The sequence below is a fragment of the Paenarthrobacter sp. genome, from assembly GCF_031180005.1.
Lineage (GTDB): Bacteria > Actinomycetota > Actinomycetes > Actinomycetales > Micrococcaceae > Arthrobacter.
This window is the reverse complement of the sequence record NZ_JAPSHI010000003.1, coordinates 38,948-53,004: the sequence shown is the minus strand read 5'-3', so window position 1 is coordinate 53,004 and position 14,057 is coordinate 38,948. Positions and strand designations below refer to the sequence as shown.

General features: G+C 61.3%; 15 protein-coding genes. 6 read left to right on the top strand and 9 right to left on the bottom strand.

The genetic code is table 11. The features are described 5' to 3' along the window. Positions 1 to 49: 49 nt before the first annotated feature. Both RIF72_RS03800 and RIF72_RS03795 read right to left on the bottom strand, forming a co-directional pair. Positions 50 to 1,669: a cation acetate symporter gene (locus tag RIF72_RS03800; protein ID WP_309073528.1), complete on the bottom strand. Its 1,620-nt coding sequence runs from the start codon at positions 1,667 to 1,669 to the stop codon at positions 50 to 52. Then, positions 1,666 to 2,046, bottom strand: coding sequence for a DUF485 domain-containing protein (locus tag RIF72_RS03795; protein WP_017199418.1), 381 nt, complete (start codon positions 2,044 to 2,046; stop codon positions 1,666 to 1,668). Before RIF72_RS03795 ends, RIF72_RS03800 begins: the two co-directional genes overlap by 4 nt. Positions 2,047 to 2,254: 208 nt before the next feature. Here RIF72_RS03795 and RIF72_RS03790 point away from each other — a divergent pair, with 208 nt between their 5' ends. The 5 genes from RIF72_RS03790 to RIF72_RS03770 are packed head-to-tail and all read left to right on the top strand — an operon-like array spanning position 2,255 to position 6,773. Then, on the top strand, positions 2,255 to 3,454 hold the full coding sequence (locus RIF72_RS03790; RefSeq protein WP_309073527.1) for a histidine kinase: 1,200 nt from the start codon (positions 2,255 to 2,257) through the stop codon (positions 3,452 to 3,454). Positions 3,455 to 3,475: 21 nt separating this feature from the next. Beyond that, positions 3,476 to 4,195, top strand: coding sequence for a LytTR family DNA-binding domain-containing protein (locus RIF72_RS03785; RefSeq protein WP_091466370.1), 720 nt, complete (start codon positions 3,476 to 3,478; stop codon positions 4,193 to 4,195). Then, a complete protein-coding gene (locus RIF72_RS03780; RefSeq protein ID WP_309073526.1) occupies positions 4,192 to 4,563 on the top strand; it encodes a hypothetical protein in 372 nt (123 codons plus the stop codon). The genes RIF72_RS03785 and RIF72_RS03780 overlap by 4 nt, the downstream gene beginning before the upstream one ends. Further along, positions 4,560 to 6,026: a cation acetate symporter gene (locus tag RIF72_RS03775; protein WP_309073525.1), complete on the top strand. Its 1,467-nt coding sequence runs from the start codon at positions 4,560 to 4,562 to the stop codon at positions 6,024 to 6,026. The genes RIF72_RS03780 and RIF72_RS03775 overlap by 4 nt, the downstream gene beginning before the upstream one ends. Before the next feature lie 48 nt (positions 6,027 to 6,074). Further along, positions 6,075 to 6,773, top strand: coding sequence for a hypothetical protein (locus tag RIF72_RS03770; protein ID WP_309073524.1), 699 nt, complete (start codon positions 6,075 to 6,077; stop codon positions 6,771 to 6,773). 28 nt (positions 6,774 to 6,801) lie between these two features. On the opposite strand, the gene RIF72_RS03765 is transcribed toward RIF72_RS03770, so the two are convergent. The 6 genes from RIF72_RS03765 to rpsB form a co-directional block, all read right to left on the bottom strand. Next, positions 6,802 to 7,386, bottom strand: a complete 585-nt coding sequence (locus tag RIF72_RS03765; RefSeq protein ID WP_179019056.1) for a DivIVA domain-containing protein — start codon at positions 7,384 to 7,386, stop codon at positions 6,802 to 6,804. A gap of 20 nt (positions 7,387 to 7,406) precedes the next feature. Further along, entirely contained in the window at positions 7,407 to 8,342 is a 936-nt protein-coding gene (locus RIF72_RS03760; protein WP_309073523.1) for a phosphatidate cytidylyltransferase, read from the bottom strand. Beyond that, a complete protein-coding gene (gene frr, locus RIF72_RS03755; RefSeq protein WP_011774219.1) occupies positions 8,342 to 8,899 on the bottom strand; it encodes a ribosome recycling factor in 558 nt (185 codons plus the stop codon). The genes RIF72_RS03760 and frr overlap by 1 nt, the downstream gene beginning before the upstream one ends. Before the next feature lie 116 nt (positions 8,900 to 9,015). Next, positions 9,016 to 9,753, bottom strand: coding sequence for a UMP kinase (pyrH, locus tag RIF72_RS03750; RefSeq protein ID WP_014921238.1), 738 nt, complete (start codon positions 9,751 to 9,753; stop codon positions 9,016 to 9,018). Between the two features lie 121 nt (positions 9,754 to 9,874). Further along, complete coding sequence (gene tsf / locus RIF72_RS03745) at positions 9,875 to 10,711, bottom strand: translation elongation factor Ts (RefSeq protein ID WP_011774217.1); 837 nt, start codon at positions 10,709 to 10,711, stop codon at positions 9,875 to 9,877. 121 nt (positions 10,712 to 10,832) lie between these two features. Continuing rightward, positions 10,833 to 11,705 carry a 30S ribosomal protein S2 gene (gene rpsB / locus RIF72_RS03740; protein ID WP_207596960.1) on the bottom strand — a complete coding sequence of 291 codons (873 nt, stop codon included), beginning with the start codon at positions 11,703 to 11,705 and terminating at the stop codon, positions 10,833 to 10,835. Positions 11,706 to 12,112: 407 nt separating this feature from the next. On the opposite strand from rpsB, the gene RIF72_RS03735 reads away from it, so the two are divergent. Beyond that, a complete protein-coding gene (locus RIF72_RS03735; RefSeq protein ID WP_309073522.1) occupies positions 12,113 to 12,637 on the top strand; it encodes a M23 family metallopeptidase in 525 nt (174 codons plus the stop codon). Between the two features lie 52 nt (positions 12,638 to 12,689). On the opposite strand, the gene RIF72_RS03730 is transcribed toward RIF72_RS03735, so the two are convergent. Beyond that, positions 12,690 to 13,880, bottom strand: a complete 1,191-nt coding sequence (locus tag RIF72_RS03730) for an acyl-CoA dehydrogenase family protein (protein ID WP_309073521.1) — start codon at positions 13,878 to 13,880, stop codon at positions 12,690 to 12,692. Between the last annotated feature and the right edge of the window lie 177 nt (positions 13,881 to 14,057).

The window sequence follows — 14,057 nt, the reverse complement described above, 5'->3', positions numbered from 1 at the left end:
CTATTCGCAGGAGGAGCCTTCTACTGTGTTGGCTTTGTGTTGGCGGGGTCTAGTGGTCTACTGCCTTCTCAGCAACGACACCGGTTAGCGAGCGCACTTCCATTTCCGCCTGCTTGGCCGGATCTTCGCGCCGCTTGTCCAGGACTGTACCGAGCCAGCCGAGGAAGAAGGCCAAAGGGATGGAAACGATGCCCGGGTTGCTCAGCGGGAAGAGCGCGAAGTTCGCTCCCGGGATCATGGAGGTCGTGGCACCCGAAACCACTGGCGAGAACGTGATCAGCAAGATGGCCGCAGCCAAGCCGCCATACATGCTCCAGACCGCACCCTGGGTGGTGAATTTCCTCCAGAACAGGGAGTAGACGATGGTGGGCAGGTTCGCTGAGGCTGCAACCGCGAAGGCCAAAGCCACCAGGAAGGCCACGTTCTGGCCGTTGGCAAAGATGCCACCCAAGATGGCCAGGACTCCGATCACGAGTACCGTGCGACGGGCCACCTTCACTTCGGTAGTTGCGTCGGCTTTGTCCTTGGCAATGACATTGGCGTAGATGTCATGGGCGAAAGATGCTGCCGCCGTGATGGTCAGGCCGGCCACCACCGCCAGGATGGTGGCGAAGGCGACCGCCGAAATGAAGCCCAGGAGCAGCGGCCCACCAAGGTGGAAGGCCAGCAGCGGTGCGGCGGAGTTGACGCCCCCAGGTGCGGATTTGATGGTTTCTGCACCCACCAGGGCTGCTGCTCCGTAGCCCAATACCAAGGTGAAGAGGTAGAAAAGACCGATCAGCCAGATCGCCCACACCACGGACTTCCGGGCTTCCTTAGCCGTGGGGACGGTGTAGAAGCGCATCAGGACGTGCGGGAGCGCCGCGGTTCCAAGGACCAGCGCAAGGCCCAAGGACATGAAGTCAAGCTTGGACGTTTCGGTCTTGCCATACTGCAGGCCCGGGTTCAGGATGGCCGGGTTGTTGGCGGCCTCGGCTGCAGAGCCCAACAGGCTGGACAGGTTGAAGCCATAGATCGCAAGCACCATGGCCGTCATGACGCCGGCACCGGCAATCAGCAGGATGGCTTTGATGATCTGTACCCAGGTGGTGCCTTTCATACCGCCGATCAATACGTACATGATCATCAAGGCACCGACGACGATGATCACCAAGGCTTGGCCACCCCAGTCGCTGATTCCCAGCAGGAGCGAAATCAGGCTGCCTGCACCGGCCATCTGGGCGAGGAGGTAGAAAAAACAAACAGCCAATGTGGACAGTGCCGCCGCGATACGTACCGGACGCTGGCGCAGGCGGAAGGACAGAACGTCTGCCATGGTGAACTTGCCGGTGTTGCGGAGCAGTTCAGCCACCAGGAGCAGGGCGACAAGCCAAGCGACAAGGAAGCCGATGGAGTACAGGAATCCGTCGTAGCCGTTGATGGCGATAGCACCGGTGATACCGAGGAATGATGCCGCCGAAAGATAGTCGCCGGCGATGGCCGTGCCGTTTTGGGAGCCGGTGAAGGATCGACCGGCTGCGTAGTAGTCAGCCGCCGTCTTATTGTTCCGGCTGGCCCGGAAGACGATCACCATGGTGACCGCTACGAAGAGGGCGAAGATGCCCATGTTTAGCAGGGTGGTGTCTTTCAGAGCTTCGACGTTGACTGCTGCCGGGACCATGGTGTTCATTTGGCTGCCCCGCTGATCACATTGCCGTCCTTATCGAATTCGTGGCCCTCAATCTCGTTGCGGATTTCAGCAGCGATGGGGTCCAGTTTCCTGTTGGAGTAGCTCACGTACCAAGCCGTGATGCCGAAGGTGGTGACGAATTGCAGCAGGCCGAGAATCAAGCCGACGTTGATGTTGCCCCAAACCTTGATGGACATGAAGCCGACTGCGTAGTCGGCCAAGAGAACGTATGCGAAATACCAGAGCAGGAATACCACTGCCATTGGAAAGACAAAGCTGCGGTGCCGCTTGCGCAGTGTCTTGAACCGTTCCGTCTGTTGGACTTCCTGGAAGTCCACGGACGCCGTTGCGTCCTGGGGTTGGGCCTCATTACCCATGGTTCCTCCTGATTGTGATGTGTCCACATCAGCTCCACACGCATTGCCAATGTGACTGCAATCACTATCGAACGCTCTGCGGTAACTGTTCCAGAGAATCGTCCACTGCCGTCGCCCAACGGTTGCGACGTTGCGCTAAACGGCGACCGTAAGGGAGCATCAGGACACGCGGGCGGACCGCGCCAGTGCGTCGGGCTACGCTGGCCTTATGCCCGATTCACCGCTTTTCACCGCAGCCGCGATCGCCGTGATCATGCTGGCAGTCGCCGTCGTCGTGGGCGTTGGCCTCAAAGTGATCCGCTCATTCCGCGACCTTGGCACGGACGCCGAACGTGCCACCTACAACACACTCCACGCAGCCTCCAGGGCAGGGCAGCACCTTCGCGGTGGTCTCCACCCCGCTGGCGCAGCCAAGGCCAGCAAGCAATTACGGGCCCTGCTGGGCTGCGATGCGTTGGCCATCACGGACACGGACGCCGTGCTCGCGTGGGATGGTGCAGCCGAGGAACTCCGGCCATCGCTGATGCGGCTCGCGGAGGAAGTGTTAACCACTGGCCGGACGGTGGTGGTGGCTGTCGGTTACCCCTCAGCTGCTAAGCCGGATCACGGCAACCACGACTTCAGTGCTGTTATCGCACCGATCCGGGCTGGAACCAGGGTGGTTGGCTCAGTTGCCGCACTTGCTCCCGCGGCCGGCGCCGGTTTGGTGCGGGCCACAAGCGAGGTAGCCGACTGGATTGCGGCGCAGCTGGAGCTGGCGGAACTGGAATCATCGCGCACCCTCCTGATGGAGGCCGAGGTCCGGGCGCTGCGAGCCCAGATCAGCCCACACTTCATCTACAACTCCTTGAATGCCATTGCCTCGTTCATCAACACCGATCCGGCCCGTGCCAGGGAGCTCGTGGTGGAATTCGCCGATTTCACCCGGTACTCGTTCCGACGCCACGGCGACTTCACAACAGTGGCGGAGGAACTCCGCTGCATTGATCGCTACCTCTTGCTGGAGCGGGCCAGGTTCGGCGAGCGGGTCCAAGTAAGCCTGCGGATCGCTCCGGAGGTCCTCAGCACGGTCATCCCGTTCCTCAGCCTCCAACCGCTGGTGGAAAACGCCGTCCGGCACGGCTTGGAGGCCAAGGAAGGACCCGGACACATCACCATTTGCGCGAATGATTCCGGAGCGTTCGCCGAGGTGACCATCGAGGACGACGGCGTGGGCATGGACCCGGAGCACCTGCGGTCCGTGCTCGCCGGGCACACTGACGGGGTCCACGTGGGGCTTCGCAATGTAGACGCCCGCCTGCGACAGGTCTACGGCGACGAGCACGGACTTGTCATCGACACGGCCCCGGGAGAAGGAACCATGATCACGATGCGGGTGCCGAAATCGCAGCCCGGACACGATGCCTGAGGCGGCGGTTAGTCTTTAATCATGATCAACGTGCTCGTCGCTGATGACGAACTACCCGCAGTGGAGGAGCTCGCCTTCCTGTTGGGCCGGGATGAGCGGATTGGCGCCATCCACCGGGCATCGTCCGGCGCAGAGGCGCTACGGACACTGGAAACGGAGTCAGTGGACGCCGTTTTCCTCGATATCCATATGCCGGCCCTCTCCGGTTTGGACATCGCACGTGCCATATCCCGCAGCAGCAGTCCGCCCGCCGTCGTGTTTGTCACCGCAGACGAAGACTGCGCGCTTGAAGCCTTCGACCTCGCAGCAATCGACTACCTGCTGAAACCCTTGCGCGCTGAACGGCTTTCCCGTTCAGTGGACCGCATCAGTGAGCTCATCAAGGACGGAACCCCCGCGCCGGAGATGATCACTGTGGACCTGGGCAGCACAACCCGCATGATCCGCCGCGACGACGTCACTTACGTGCAGGCCCAGGGCGACTATGCACGGCTACACACAGCGGAGGCCAGCTATCTGATCCGTGTCCCCCTCAGCGATCTTGAACAGAAATGGGCGGATGCAGGCTTTATCCGGATTCATCGTTCGTATCTCATCGCGTTGAACCACGTGCAACACCTCAAGCTTTCGGCAACGGGACCGAGCGTGGCAGTGGCCGGCGCCGAGCTGCCCATCAGCCGCAGGCACTTGCCATCGGTAAGGGACAAGCTGCAGTCAACCCGCATCCGGCCGCAAGGATGACACGCGTCCGCGTCACCGCGCCCCGCCAATCAGCCACGGCGGCACCGGGACCCTCGGGAAATTTGCCGTACCCAAAAGAACTTGCCGAGGACTCCGATGCCGGCCGGATTTTCATCCGCTCGCTCATACGCTCGCAACTGCGGTTAGCCTTGGTGGTGGCTTGCGGGTTCCTGGTCATTCTTGCCGTGATCGCAGTATTCCTTGTCTATGGACCAGGGGTGGCGGAGACCCGCATCTTCGGCATTCCCTTGGATTGGCTGGTTCTGGGCGCGGGCATCTACCCCGTCATTGGACTGAGCGCTTGGCTCTACAATCGTGCCGCGGCCCGCAATGAGGCGCGTTACCAGGACCTTGTGGAGGATAAGTGAACCCTGCCGTTGGTCTGTCCGCTTTTCTGGCCGTTTCCATCGCGACGGCGGTTATTGGCTTCTACGGCTTGCGCATCTCACGCACCACCGGCGACTTCTACGTCGCCTCCCGGACTGTCCCGCCGTGGTGGAACGCATCCGCAATCGGTGGCGAGTACTTGTCCGCCGCCAGCTTCCTGGGCGTCGCGGGGCTGATCCTGCTTTCGGGAACCGACGCACTTTGGTTTCCCGTGGGGTACACCGCCGGTTACCTGATGCTGCTGCTCTTCGTGGCCGCTCCCCTGCGCCGCTCCGGCGCCTACACCATTCCCGATTTCACCGAAGCCCGGCTTGACTCCAGGCTGGTCCGCCGGGTGACGAGCCTGGTGGTAGTGGCCGTAGGTTGGCTGTACATCGTCCCCCAACTCCATGGCGCCGCGCTCACCATCCGGATCACCACGGGACTGCCGTCGTGGGTAGGTTCGACGGCGGTGGTACTGGTTGTGTGCCTCACGGTGGTGGCAGGTGGAATGCGCTCCATTACCTTTGTTCAGGCCTTTCAGTACTGGCTGAAATTGACCGCTTTGGCTGTGCCTGTGGCGTTCGTTCTTCTGGTGCTGGCAGGCAACGGCACACAGCCACAGGCGCCCCTGCCGCTCAACCCCACCGGCCAAAGTGCTGCCGGGGCTTACCAACACATATCGCTCCTGGTGGCGTTGCTTTTTGGAACCCTGGGCCTACCGCACGTCCTTGTGAGGTTCTATACCAACCCGGACGGTCAATCGGCCCGCCGGACAACGCTGATCGTATTGGGGCTGCTCTCGGTCTTCTATGTGTTTCCCACACTATCGGGTGCCTTGGGGAGGATGTTCGCACCCGACCTCGCGCAATCCGGCCAGGCCGATGCCCTGGTCTTGTTGCTGCCCGGGAGGTTTGTGGGCGGCGTAGCCGGTGACATGCTGTCCGCCCTGGTGGTGGCCGGCGCCTTCGCTGCCTTCCTGTCCACGACGTCCGGGCTGGTGGTTTCCCTTTCCGGTGTCATCAGCCAGGACCTCTTTGGAGGAAGCGTAAAGGGCTTCCGCCTCGCGGCGTTGCTCGCCGCCGTCGTGCCTTTGGGTTTTGCCTTGATGACTGACACACTTGCACTGGCTGGAAGCGTTGGCTTGGTTTTTGCCTTCACGGCGTCCACCATCTGCCCGGTGCTGTTACTGGGGATCTGGTGGCGTGGGCTGACGGATGCGGGCGCTATCGCAGGGATGCTGATCGGTGCGTTTCTTTGTGGCGGAGCCATGGTGGTAGGCACCCTCATGGGCCCGGGCAACGCACCCGCATGGTTGGCCCAGCCTGCAGCGTGGAGCGTCCCGGCCGCGTTCGCGGTGACCGTGACAGTGTCAGTCATGACGAAGAACCGTGTGCCGGCCTCAGTGAATCGGGTGATGTCACGCCTGCATGTGCCGGAGCGGCCGGTAGTTACGGAGAGATAGCGGCAGCAAGCCGTTGTCCGCGGGCCCCACGGGGTGGACAATGGCGCCATGTCCGATGAAGCGGGTGCCGCGAGCCCGGAACCGCCGGCGCCCACAACGGAGCTGTCTCCCAGCGTCCGGGCGCAATTGCTGGCCACGGAACACTGGAGCCTGCTTGCTTCAAGGAGTACCACCCAAAGCGAAGTCCTTACCCGCATCAGCATGTTCCTGACGTTCACTTCGGCAAGCCTGCTCAGTGTGGCACTCGTCGGTAACGCCACCCAATTTTCTGATGCGTTCCGTGCGTTCGCGCTGACCATTTTCAGTATCGATGTCGTGGTGGGCCTACTCACACAGGTCCGGGTGCTGAACGTGGGCATGGAGGATCTAATGTATGTCATCGCCATGAACAGGCTTCGCGCGGCATATGTGGACATGGATCCTGGCATAGCCCGCTACCTGATGGCCGGCTACCACGACGACGTGGCGGGGTCAGACCGGACCTACTACTTCCTTGGTCCCCGGACATCCCTCAGCCAGCTGGCAGGCAGCAGCATGATGTTCATGATCACGGCAAACTCGGCACTGTTGGCATTATGGTCCGGATCCGTGCTCTTGGCGTTGGGGCTTCCCATGGCCGCATTCGTTTCGGTCGCCGTATTCGTGGCACTGGCGTTCTTCGCCGCTTCAATGCTCGTGGGTAAGCGGGCCTATGACCAGGCCTACAAGAACAATCCGCCAATCTCGCCCACTCCCCCGCAGGCTTGATTTCTTGGTCCTGGTCGGTGCCCGATCCTTAGTCGATGGCCGCCATAAGCTCTACAACACGCGCGAGAAAGGCATCTACCTGTGCCTCTTCGTAGCCATCCGCGCCCTTGGCCGCGCGGAAAACAGCACGCCGCACAGTGTCGACGCTCAAAGCCTGGTCGTGCTCGAGGTACCCAATAAGCTCGGCGCACAAGGCGTCGACATCCTGGACGTTGTAGCTGCGGGTCCTTTTCCCCGAGGGGCGCCGGAAGCGCTCGCCGTCGGGCCGGTGCAGCCTGCCGCGCAGTATGCCGGAGAGCTTGCCGATCTCACGCAACCAAGCCTCTTCGCCCTGCTGGCTGATGAGCTCGTCCCTTTCCCGACGCGCAAACGCGTCCTCCAGCCGGTCCAGCGCAGCATCTACGCTGTTGGCGTCGTAACCACCCTTGACCGGGTCAAAAGCCACAGCCCTTACATCTACGCTGGCCACCTGGTCGGCCGTACCCACAGGGTTCTCAAACGACGTCCTGGCTCGCTGGAGGAACTCATCCACTTGCTTGGCGTTATAGCCGTACTTGCTGCGCTCCACGCGATCGAACGTTGCGGGAATCTGGCGTCGAATATCCAAGGCCACTAATTTTCCTTCATTGGTTGTCAGACGCCGCTCAGCAGCGCGAACAGAACATAGGCTACAGGGGCTGCGAACACGATGGAGTCCAGGCGGTCCATCACGCCACCATGGCCGGGCAGGATGCTGCTCATGTCCTTAACGCCAAGTTCGCGTTTGACCATGGACTCTGCGAGGTCCCCTGCGGTTGATGCGGCCACCATCCCAACGGCCAGCACCAGGCCCACCCACCAGGGCTTGTCGAGCAGGAAGATACAGGCGAGGACCCCAATGACCATGGCCCCACCCACGGAGCCCGCAAAGCCCTCCCAGGACTTCTTGGGGCTGATCTTGGGGGCCATGGGGTGCTTACCAAAGGTGGCACCAACGATGTAGCCGAATGTGTCATTCGAGACCACCAACAGCAACAAAGTGGCTATCTGCCACGCGCCGTCGGGGATTCCGTTCGGCCAGAAGCCGAAGGGGGTGGCACCACCGGTGGCGTGGAGTGGCAAAGCTGCGAAGCTGATGAGGAACGGAACCCAAGCCAGTGTGAAAACGCCGGCAAACACACTGCGGGGCGCCCCGGCAGCGCTCTCGATGGACCGCCACAGCAAAACGGCTACGGAGCTCGCCGTCATAGTGAAAAGCAAACCCTCAAGTCCGCCAAAGTAGGCCGAAACCGGCATCACCAGACTGCCTACCATCACAGGGATGATCGGCATCCGGGTACCCTGCGCTTCAAGGGCCCTGAAAACCTCCCAAACACCCAGTACCGCGAAAGCAGTAGTGAGCAGGACAAATCCCAGCGGGAGGAAAAGCAATCCTCCCAAAACGGCCAAAAGCATGGCAAGCCCGACGCCGATGGCCGCCGGAAGATTCCGGCCGGCCTTGGGTGTGGGGTTCTTCCGCACGCGCCTGACGCGCTTGGGGGTATCGCGTGTCGGGACCCGCTCGGCGGGCGCCGGCTCAGCCTGGTTCATCAGACCTCGAGCAGCTCGGCTTCCTTGCGCTTGAGCAGTTCGTCGATGCTGTCCACATGCTGCTTGGTCAGGGCGTCGAGTTCCTTCTCAGCGCGTGCGCCCTCGTCCTCTCCGGCTTCGCCGTCTTTGACGAGCTTGTCCAGGGAGTCCTTGGCCTTACGGCGGATGCTTCGGATGGAAACCTTGGCGTCCTCACCCTTGCCCTTGACGATCTTCACGTATTCCTTGCGGCGCTCCTTGGTGAGCTCCGGGATGGTCACGCGGATGACATTGCCGTCGTTGGAAGGGTTGGCGCCAACCTCAGAGTCGCTCAGTGCCTTCTCGATGTCACGCAAGGCTGTCTTGTCGTAAGGGGTGATCAGGATGGTCCGGGCATCCGGCACACCGAATGAGGCCAGCTGCTGGAGCGGAGTCGGCGTGCCGTAGTACTCGACGATCACCTTATTGTAGAGGGCGGGGTTCGCCCGGCCAGTGCGGATCGACGCGAAATCGTCCTTGGCTACCTCCACCGCCTTATCCATCTTCTCGCCGGCTTCGAGCAAGGTCTCTTCGATCACGGGTTTCTCCTCAGAAATAGTTGCTGCCCAACTTCAGGCGGCAATGCACAGTAAATCAATGCACAGTAAAGATCCGCCACCAAGGGCGGACGGTCCTAGAAATATCCTAGCCCTTGCTAGGGAGTAACCAGGGTTCCCAGCGTTTCGCCAAGGATGGCGCGGGTAACGTTGCCCTCACCTTCCATGCCGAAGACCACCATGGAGAGGCTGTTGTCCTTGCACATGGTCATTGCGGTCTGGTCCATGACCCGGATGTCACGGCGCAAGGCGTCATCGTAGCTGAGCACATCCAATTTCTCGGCTGTGGGGTCCTTCTTGGGATCCGCGGTGTAAACACCGTCCACACCGCTCTTGGCCATGAGGACCACGTCTGCGTGCACTTCGAGGGCCCGCTGCGCCGCAACGGTGTCTGTGGAGAAGTAGGGCAATCCGGCGCCTGCGCCGAAAATGACCACGCGGCCCTTTTCCATGTGGCGGATGGCGCGGCGGGGAATGTAGGCCTCCGCGACCTGGCCCATGGTGATGGCGCTCTGGACCCTGGTCTCCACACCGGCTTGCTCCAGGAAGTCCTGCAGCGCCAGGCAGTTCATCACAGTGCCCAGCATGCCCATGTAGTCGGCCCGGGAGCGGTCCATACCGCTTTGCGACAGTTCGGCGCCGCGGAAGAAGTTACCGCCGCCGACAACAATTGCCACCTCTACCTCGGTGACTGCTGCCGCGATTTGCTTGGCAATGGCGCGGACCGTCTCCGGATCGACGCCGAGCTTGCCTCCGCCTATGACCTCGCCGGAGAGTTTCAGAAGTACACGTCGACGGGTCTTCTCGGGCTGGATAGCAGTGTTGACGGTTTCCATGGTGCCTTCCCGTTGGTGGACTCTGGCTAGATTATCGTGCTGTGGGTCCGCGCAGGTACTACCCGGACGGGTGCATGAAAAAGGGGCGGCCACCGAAGTGACCACCCCTTTTCATGAATTACTAGTTTCCGACGCGGAAACGGGTTACTGCGGTTGCCTTGACGCCGGCTTCTTCGAGGACCTGTGCAACAGTCTTCTTGGAGTCCTTGGCGAATGCCTGGTCAACCAGAACTTCACCCTTGTAGAAGCCCGTCACGCGGCCTTCAACGATCTTGGAAAGAGCAGCTTCGGGCTTGCCTTCAGCCTTTGCGGTCTCTTCTGCGATACGGCGCTCGGACTCGACCAGTTCGGCCGGGACATCCTCGCGGGTCAGGTAGTTCGGAGCCATGGCTGCAACGTGGACAGCGATGTCGTGTGCGGCGGTGGCAGCGGCTTCGCCCTCACCGTCGACTGCAAACAGCACGCCGACCTGGGCCGGGAGGTCCTTGGACGTCTTGTGCAGGTAAGCGTCAACCGTGGTGCCCTCAACGCGGGAGATACGGCGGACAACAACCTTCTCGCCGAGGACTGCGCCTTCTTCGACAACAACCTCGGACAACGGCTTGCCGTCGACCTCGGTGGCCAGCAGGGTCTCGAGGTCGGCTGCGCCGGACTCGACTGCAACGTTGAGGACCTTGTCGGCCAGCTGGATGAACTTGTCAGCCTTGGCGACGAAGTCAGTCTCGCAGTTGACCTCGATCATTACGCCGACGCCGCCGTTGACCTTGGCGGCAACCAGGCCTTCAGCAGTGGAACGGCCTTCGCGCTTGGTAGCACCCTTGAGGCCCTTGATGCGGATGATCTCGATGGCCTTCTCAGCGTCACCGTTGGCTTCGTCAAGAGCCTTCTTGACGTCCATCATGCCGGCGCCCGTGCGCTCGCGCAGGGCCTTGATGTCAGCAGCAGTGTAGTTCGCCATGTGAACCCCTCTGTCTAGAAATTTGTGTGTTTACGGACTGACAGGACGGCAGCCCACCGTGTGAGCCGCCATCCTGTCAGTTGCCCCCGACGCTGTATCCAGCATCAGGGAAGGTCCAGATTTACTTGGCTGCTTCGGCTTCGCCGGCTGCAGCTTCAGTTGCTTCGGGAGCTTCTGCTGCGGGAGCTTCTGCGGCCGGAGCCTCAGCTGCTGCTGCTTCTTCAGCCTTGCTGCCTTCGAGGAGCTCGCGCTCCCACTCAGCCAGCGGCTCTTCCGGAGCTTCGGTGGTGCCCGTTGCGCGCTGGTTGCGGGCGATGAGGCCCTCAGCTACGGCGTCGGCAACAACGCGGGTGAGGAGGTTGACGGAGCGAATGGCGTCGTCGTTACCCGGGATCGGGAAGTCAACTTCGTCGGGGTCGCAGTTGGTGTCCAGGATGGCTACAACAGGGATGTTCAGCTTCTTGGCTTCGTCAACAGCAAGGTGTTCCTTCTTGGTGTCAACAACCCAGAGAACCGAGGGAGCCTTGGTCAGGTTGCGGATACCACCGAGGTTGGACTCAAGCTTGGTGAGTTCACGCTTGAGGAGCAGGAGCTCCTTCTTGGTGTAAGCCGAACCGGCGACGTCGTCGAAGTTGATCTCTTCGAGTTCCTTCATGCGCTGGATACGCTTGGCGACGGTCTGGAAGTTGGTGAGCATACCGCCCAACCAACGCTGGTTGACGTACGGCTGGCCAACGCGGGTAGCCTGCTCGGCAATTGCTTCCTGAGCCTGCTTCTTGGTGCCAACGAACAGGACGGTGCCGCCGTGGGCGACAGTAGCCTTGACGAACTCGTAGGCGCGGTCGATGTAGGACAGCGACTGCTGGAGGTCAATGATGTAGATGCCGTTGCGCTCCGTGAAGATGAAGCGCTTCATCTTCGGGTTCCAACGACGGGTCTGGTGTCCAAAGTGGACGCCGCTGTCAAGCAGCTGGCGCATAGTTACGACGGGCATGCCGACGCTCCTTCCGGCAGGTCATTCATGAGAGAGCCCATGGGGCTGCTCTTACCCTGCCAATAGTTGACGGTTGTTTAGCCTTTGCCCGGTTGGGCGTGGCTCCTGGCATCCATTGCACTTCTCATCCGGCACGGAGCCTGAGCTCGGCCGGACCGCAAGAGGCGCAATCCTCCGCAGCATAAAGCCATGAGGCTTAGCTGGTGGAGGGCTGGATACGCGTAGTCAGCCTGGGACCCTCACACATCTGAATGAGACATGTCCCTGAACAAGCTTGAGGGCACAGCAAACTGCTCCACCAAGTGTACTACAGCGACCCCACTGATTTGACCGCGGGAAGCCAGCCGTTATCCACATACGGAAGCCAACCTGTCGCGCCACCGGGGCTGTCCGGGAAGGCTGGTTCCATGACCGTTTTCAAGCTCATATTGACCACGTTTGCTGCCTCGGCCATCGTTGTCGGCAGCGCAAGCGCAGCTACACCGGCCAGTCCGGATCCGACGATGACACAGTCGACACAGGGGCAGTGGAGTTGGCCACTCTCCCCCGAGCCTTCCGTCCTGCGAACGTTCGACCCACCGGACAAACCGTGGCTCAGCGGGCATCGGGGTGTGGACTTGGGACCAACTCACGACGGCGCACCCGTCACCGCGCCGTCTGATGGCGTGGTGACCTTTGCCGGCGTCGTGGTTGATCGCCCGGTACTGACCATTGATCAAGGCGATGGCCTCAAGAGCAGTTTCGAGCCCGTGATCAGCGAACTGAAAACAGGTGACGCTGTCCGCAAAGGTCAGGTCATCGGCACGATGGAACCCGGTCACTGCGGCAGTGCCACCTGCCTCCATTGGGGCGTGAGGAGGGGCGAGGACTACGTCAATCCGTTGGGCTTTGTGACGGACATGCGGCCGTCCATACTACTGCCGCTCAAGTGAGTCCCAGCATCGCCAAAGTCCCCGCCGCGTCTCCCCCACGCCAGCGGGCGTTCTACACGATGGCCGAAACGCCCGTGATGGCCCGGCCGGTCACCAGGGTGTTGATCTCATGCGTGCCCTCGTAAGAGTAGATGGCCTCGGCATCCGAGAAGATCTTGGCCATGCCGTAGTCCGTGACGATGCCGTTTCCACCCAGGATGCTGCGTCCCAGGGCAACGCTTTCGCGCATACGTGCCGTAGTGAAGGCCTTTGCCAAAGCTGACTGCTCATCCTTGGCCACACCGGCGTCTTCGAGTTGGGCCAGACGGACCATCATGCCCATTGAGGCCACGGTGTTTCCGAGGATTTGAACCAGTTGGTTTTGCACCAACTGGAACGCGGCCAGTGGGCGTCCGAACTGCTGGCGCTCCACGGCGTAACTGCGGGCGACATCGAAGGCGGCCATTTGCAGCCCCACGGCCTGCCACGCGACGGCCAGGCGCGTTACTTTCAAGACCTTGTTTGTGTCGCGGAAGCTGTTGCCGTTGGCGAGCTTGAAGAAGTCCGGCACCACCACATTGTCAAGAATAATGTCCGCATTCTGCACGGTACGCAGGGAGATTTTGTTTTCAATCTTGGTGGCCGAGTAGCCGGGCAACGAAGTGTCCACCAGGAATGCCTTGACCTGGTTGTCTGCCATGTCCTTGGCGTAGATGACCACCCAATCGGAGAAGGTGGCGTTGCCAATCCAGCGCTTGGCGCCGTTGAGGATCCAGTTGTCACCATCGCGCCGGGCGGTCGTGCGCGTTCCGCCTGCGACATCCGAGCCACCCAAGGGTTCGGTCAGCCCGAAGGCGCCGATCTTCTTCAGTGAATAGATATCCGGCAGCCAGGCATCCTTCTGCTCCTGCGACGCGAGGGCCTCGATGGAGCCTGTGAAGAGTCCGTCGTGGACGCCCATAAAGGTGGCAATCGAAGCGTCCGCGCGGGTCACTTCAGCATGGAGCATGCCTGCAAACAGGTTTGAGTACCCCTGGCGGCGGACAGGACTGACAAGGTCCAGTTCGCCGAGCTTGGGAATAAGGTCCATCGGGAACTCGCCGCGGTTCCAGCAATCCACCGCGATGGGCTTGACCTCGCGGGCGAGAAATTCACGGACCTCCGCCAGTCGGTCCTGCTCTTTTCCCGTCAGCATCTGCTCAAAGGCGTAGAAGTCACCATCGGCATACGGAAGGGTGGTGGCGTCGAATGCAGCGTTGGACATATTCGCTCCTTCAAGGGTGGTCACCTGCGACCACGTCAGGTCCGGGCCAACTGCGCTGAACCCACGGGCTGAAGTGGCAGGGCAGAGAAGTTACCGGCGAGTAGTAAGTTACTGATCAGTAACATACCTCAATTTCTTGGTTCCCCGCAACGCTTGAGGTGTCCTTTCGGCTCCCGA